Raw genomic sequence first — 4,941 nt, 5'->3', positions numbered from 1 at the left:
TTAAATGTTCGAGAGTGGGATTGTCCAGACTGTGGGACACACCATGACCGAGATATTAACGCTAGTAAAAATATTTTGGCCGCAGGGCTTGCGGTGTCAGTCTGTAGAGCGACCTGATGACCAGAACAGAGTAAATCTGGGGCGGCAGGTGCGAAAAATCCTTCGGGAAAGAAGCAGAAACTCAAATCGTGAGGTTTGGGAATCGCCGTCCGTTTTACGGCGGCGAGGATGTCAACAGCTTTAACGGTAGGGGATTGCTTGATCTTGATCTTAGTTCTTTGCCGGCCGATTGTCGGGAACTAGAATAGACTATTATCTATGAAGTAGGGAGGCACAATTATTTGTAGGAGCAGTAGCGTAACATGATTGGGCGTTGGGTTTCATGCTTCAACCGTTCGGCAAAAGCTCACGGCCGAAGCCCAACCTACGTCCTCCACCTACCTACTCCCTATCTACCCACTTCATAATTCATAATTCATAATTCATAATTCCCTCTCCCCATCTCCCCACTTCATAATTCATAATTAATAATTCATAATTCCCGCTCCTTCGGGCCAGAAAAGGGGTAAGATAATAAGTTTAGTGATAAGATGACCGAATTGTAAGCGGGGACTTGATATGGCAGAAACCCTATTATTTAATGCTTTGCGACAGGCGATCGATGAGGAAATGGGCCGCGACCAGACAGTATTTGTTTTAGGTGAAGATGTGGGTCATTACGGTGGTTCCTACAAAGTTACCAAAGATCTCTACAAAAAATATGGCGATTTAAGGGTTTTAGATACTCCCATCGCTGAAAATAGTTTTACGGGCATGGCAGTGGGGGCAGCCATGACGGGATTGCGTCCGATTATTGAAGGCATGAATATGGGTTTTCTTCTGCTTGCCTTTAACCAAATTGCCAACAATGCTGGGATGTTACGTTATACTTCTGGCGGTAATTTTAAAATCCCCATGGTTATCCGTGGTCCGGGGGGTGTGGGGAGACAATTAGGTGCGGAACATTCCCAACGTTTAGAGGCCTATTTTCACGCGGTACCCGGTCTAAAAATTGTCGCTTGTTCCACTCCCTATAATGCCAAAGGTTTATTAAAATCGGCGATTAGAGATAATAACCCCGTGCTTTTCTTTGAACACGTTCTTCTCTATAATCTCAAGGAAAATTTACCTGATACCGAGTATCTTTTACCCCTCGATAAGGCGGAAATCGTTCGCAAGGGAGAAGATATCACCATTCTCACCTATTCGCGGATGCGTCATCACTGTTTACAGGCATTAAAACAGTTAGAAAAAGATGGCTACGATCCAGAAATTATCGATTTAATTTCCCTGAAACCCTTTGATATGGAGACGATTGCCGCTTCGATTCGCAAGACTCATAGGGTGATTATCGTGGAAGAATGTATGAAAACGGCGGGAATTGCTTCTGAGTTAATTGCTTTAATTAACGAGCAGTTATTCGATGAATTAGATGCCCCCGTGTTAAGATTATCTTCCCAAGATATCCCCACACCTTATAACGGTAATCTAGAAAGATTGACGATTATTCAACCTAATCAAATTGTCGAAGCTGTCCAAAAAATGGTCGGTGATCGCATTTAAAAAATTCTCCTTTTGATACTGAAGTTATGCAGAGACAAAATTGGTTATTGTTACTGATCATCGGCCTGGTTGTTGCCTCGATCTTCGTCCTGATTAAGTTACCCCTACAGTTAGGTTTAGACTTGCGCGGTGGTAGTCAATTAACCATTCAGGTTAAACCCACTGAAACCGTCAAAACCATTCAACCTAATGATTTAAAAGCCGTACAAAATGTGATTGAAAATCGCGTTAATGCCCTCGGTGTTTCTGAATCATTAGTGCAGACTGTGGACAGTAAAAATCAGGTAATTGTGCAACTGCCCGGGGTTACAAATCCCAAAGAAGCTGAGAGAAACTTAAATGTTCAGGCCCAATTAGAATTTCGTCAGCAAAAACAAGGTACAGAAGGAGAATTCCGGGCTGAATATTCAATTTTTCAACAAAAAAAAGCGGAATTAGCCGCCCTCAAAGCCGAGAATAAACCCGAAAATGCCGCTAAAATTGCCGAACTAGAACAATCTCTGCAAAAATCTAAAGAGGCGATTTTAAATTTATTTGAATCGGTGGACTTAACTGGAAAAAATCTGCAAAATGCCACTATTAGTTCCACCCAAGGCACTAACTGGGAAGTGGCCATTACTTTCGACTCGGAAGGGGGCAGTAAATTTGCCGAACTAACTAAAGCGATCGCGGGTACTGGTCGCAGTATTGGGATTTTCCTTGATAATGAATTAATTAGCGCCCCTGTGGTTGATGTGCAGTTTGCCCAAACGGGAATTACAGGAGGCCGGGCCGTGATTACTGGTAATTTTACCGCCGAAACTGCCAACGATCTAGCGATTCAATTGCGCGGTGGCTCTCTACCTTTCCCCGTTAAAGTGGAAGAAATTCGCACCGTCGGGGCAACTTTAGGCCAGGATAGTATCCGTCGCAGTATCTACGCTGGTTTAGTGGGTTTACTGTTAGTTTTAATCTTCATGGCGGTTTATTACCGTTTACCCGGTATTATTGCCGATGTTTCCCTGATTATCTATACTATTCTCTCTCTGGGGGCTTTTGCCTTAGTGGGAGTCACGATGACGTTACCCGGTATTGCTGGATTTATCCTCAGTATCGGCATGGCAGTTGATGCAAATGTACTAATTTTTGAGCGTACCCGGGAGGAATTAAGGGCCGGAAAATCCCTATTTCGGGCAGTAGAGTCGGGATTTTATCGGGCTTTTTCCAGTATTCTTGATAGTAATGTCACTACTTTAATCGCCTGTGCTGCCCTATTTTGGTTGGGTTCGGGATTAGTCAAGGGTTTTGCTTTAACTTTAGCCATTGGGGTAGCTGTGAGTATGTTTACCGCTTTAACCTGTAGTCGCACTCTCCTGTTAATCACCGTGTTAAACGTCCCCAGCGTCCGTCAAAAACCGCAACTTTTCTGCCCTAATTTACCGGTAAACCAATAATTCAGTTATCAGGAGTCAGGTGTAGGGTGGGTTAGGCGACGATAAGTTATGCTGTTGACCAATAATTTCTGATTCGCCGTAACCCACCGATTACCACTCCCCACTCCCCACTCCCCAAATCCCTTTTTTCCTTTGTTCCTTGTTACTTAATCGATATGGCATTTAACGTTACAAAACAGCGTAATTTTTGGTGGACAGTCTCGGCCTTGCTGACGATTGGTAGTATTTTGGCCATGGTGATTTCTTGGTTCACTATTCAAGCGCCTTTGAGACCGAGTTTAGATTTTGTTGGTGGTACGAGAATTCAGATAGAATTAGCCTGTGCCAAAAAGAATAACTGTGAGAAACCCTTAACTACTGCCGAAGTGCAAGGAATTTTAGACGAGGAAGGATTGGGTAACAGTAGTGTGCAGGTGTTGGATAAATATACTTTATCGGTGCGAACTAAAACCCTAGCAGAAGAACAGAGAACGAAATTACTCGACACCTTAAATCAGAAAATTGGCGCCTTTGACCCCGAAACCAGTCAAATCGATACCGTCGGACCGACCATCGGTCAAGAATTATTTAGGTCGGGATTTTTAGCTTTATTAGTGTCATTTTTTGGCATTGCTGTCTATCTAAGCTTCCGTTTTCAACGGGATTACGCTTTTTTTGCCATTGTCGCCCTGCTGCACGACGTTTTGATCACTTTAGGGGTCTTTGCGGTTTTAGGCTTAATTGCGGGGGTAGAAGTGGATAGTTTATTTTTGGTTTCCCTCTTGACAATTGTGGGCTTTTCTGTTAATGACACAGTGGTAATTTATGATCGCGTCCGGGAAAATTTTGCTAATACCCCCGAATTATCCGTGGATGAAATTGTCGATAATGCGGTGAGTCAAACCCTAAGTCGTTCAATTAATACCACCCTGACTACTTTATTGCCTCTGGTGGCGATTTTTCTCTTTGGTGGCAGCACCTTAAAATATTTTGCCCTAGCTTTAATTATTGGCTTTGTAGCCGGGGCCTATTCGAGTATTTTTATCGCTAGTACCCTACTAGCTTGGTGGCGCGGTCGTTCCCATCGACCCACACTCAATTACAGTTAGGATGCCATTGGTGAAGAATCAGTCGGTCTTGGATAGGTCGTAATAGTAATTTCAACCTGTTGATTGAGACGACCCAAAATTGATATCAAACGGTCAATAGTAAAGCGTTCCAAATTAGCATGGCGAATCTGAACAAATTCACTGTGATTAATTCCAGTTCGCACTTGAGCATCGCGGGTTGATAAGTCTTCCTTCTCCAGAACCTTGATAATTTCAGCAGCAAGCAGTGCTTTCGCTTGTCGCACGTCCGCATCTACATCGCCAAAATCGCGGTACACATTCCCGCTACCTTGTACCAGTTCAAATTGTTCTTCACTCATGAGAGTTCCTCCTTCAATCGCTTGAGCCGTGCTTTGATAACTTCGACTTCTTGCTGTGGTGTTTTGATCCCTTTTGGGGATTTTTTCTGGAAGGCATGAATCACCCAGATAGCCTCACCTAACTGGACAGCATAAATAGTTCGATAGGCATCCCCCTTGAAAGGTAGAGCAATCTCGAACACACCAGAACCTATCCCCTTAAAAGGCTTGGTTAGGGATGATTTTGCCCCTTCTGCTGCAATAGTTAAAGCGTCAAGTACAATTTCTTGGGCTTCCTTGGGAAACTTTTGAAAATCTTTCCGTGCCGCTTTAATCCAAGATATAGGACGGGTATTACGCATTCGCTTATGGTGATATAACTGATACCACCTGTCAAGCCCCATTATAGTTACTAATTCTGTACGCAAATATTGCATCTAGAATTAGCTTTGTACGCTTTGACCCGTACTGGGTTAACTACGAACCTCTCTATCGGATTCCCGCTAAAGGCGGCCTCTC

5 protein-coding genes and 1 pseudogene are annotated in these 4,941 nt (G+C 43.6%); 4 read left to right on the top strand and 2 right to left on the bottom strand.

The window, feature by feature from the left end:
• The 4 genes and pseudogenes from LW728_RS23330 to secF all read left to right on the top strand — a co-directional run.
• A pseudogene (locus LW728_RS23330) lies at positions 1–192 on the top strand (zinc ribbon domain-containing protein); the annotation flags it as partial.
• 426 nt (positions 193–618) lie between these two features.
• Positions 619–1,602, top strand: coding sequence for an alpha-ketoacid dehydrogenase subunit beta (locus LW728_RS22715; RefSeq protein ID WP_002752113.1), 984 nt, complete (start codon positions 619–621; stop codon positions 1,600–1,602).
• Positions 1,603–1,628: 26 nt separating this feature from the next.
• A complete protein-coding gene (gene secD, locus LW728_RS22710) occupies positions 1,629–3,035 on the top strand; it encodes a protein translocase subunit SecD (RefSeq protein ID WP_002800833.1) in 1,407 nt (468 codons plus the stop codon).
• A 155-nt stretch (positions 3,036–3,190) separates the two neighbouring features.
• A complete protein-coding gene (gene secF, locus LW728_RS22705; protein ID WP_287664784.1) occupies positions 3,191–4,123 on the top strand; it encodes a protein translocase subunit SecF in 933 nt (310 codons plus the stop codon).
• Here the strand turns inward: secF and LW728_RS22700 are convergent.
• Positions 4,120–4,443, bottom strand: a complete 324-nt coding sequence (locus LW728_RS22700; RefSeq protein ID WP_008196506.1) for a helix-turn-helix transcriptional regulator — start codon at positions 4,441–4,443, stop codon at positions 4,120–4,122. The genes secF and LW728_RS22700 overlap by 4 nt on opposite strands.
• On the bottom strand, positions 4,440–4,784 hold the full coding sequence (locus LW728_RS22695; protein ID WP_232306098.1) for a type II toxin-antitoxin system RelE/ParE family toxin: 345 nt from the start codon (positions 4,782–4,784) through the stop codon (positions 4,440–4,442). Before LW728_RS22695 ends, LW728_RS22700 begins: the two co-directional genes overlap by 4 nt.
• Between the last annotated feature and the right edge of the window lie 157 nt (positions 4,785–4,941).

The sequence above is a fragment of the Microcystis sp. 49638_E5 genome (assembly GCF_021300285.1).
Taxonomy (GTDB): Bacteria; Cyanobacteriota; Cyanobacteriia; order Cyanobacteriales; family Microcystaceae; genus Microcystis; species Microcystis aeruginosa_C.
This window is presented reverse-complemented; position numbering and strand designations above follow the sequence as displayed.